Genomic DNA, 585 nt, shown 5'->3' with positions numbered 1-585 from the left:
GATCTGCCCATCGCCGAGATCAACGCGCCGATGGCGATCCAGCGGCGCGGCGATACGCCGCCGAGCTTCATCACCAACACCTGCGCCAGGATCAGGCCCACCCCTACGGCGGTGAGGGCCAGGCCAGCCGCCTGCGCGCCATCGGTCGGCGACAGCTGCAACCGGTCGATGGCAAAGAATCCAACCGTCACCTGGGCGATGGTCACCGACACCATCGCCGCGAAGACCGCCAGGATCGGCAGGCGCAGGCGTGCATCGGTCCAGCCCAGGCGCTGACGCGGTCCGGTCGCCGCCGTCGCGGCCACCGGCGCGTCGGCCGGCAACCGCCACGCGATCACCGCCAGCGACAGCAGCGGCAGCAACGCGGCGACATACAAGGTCAACGACAGCTGATGGAAGGCGATCCAGCCCGCAGCGGCCGGCCCGATCACCATGCCCAGCGCATTGGCGCTGCCGAGTTTGGCCATGGCCGCAGCGCGTTGCCCGGGCGCGGCACCATCGGCCACCATCGCCGCTGCCGTGGGCGGCACCGCGGCGTAGAACAACCCCACCAGCGCCCGCGTCCCCACCAGCACCACCACCGAC

1 protein-coding gene is annotated in these 585 nt (G+C 71.5%); it reads right to left on the bottom strand.

The annotated features are described in order from the left end of the window. Window positions 1–530: MFS transporter (locus ACXJKJ_RS31395; protein WP_457395565.1), on the bottom strand; the 530-nt coding region annotated here is incomplete at its 3' end. Between the last annotated feature and the right edge of the window lie 55 nt (window positions 531–585).

The sequence above is a fragment of the Roseateles sp. P5_E1 genome (genome assembly GCF_054049335.1).
The sequence above is the reverse complement of the archived record's forward strand: the minus strand, read 5'-3'. Positions and strand labels throughout refer to the sequence as shown.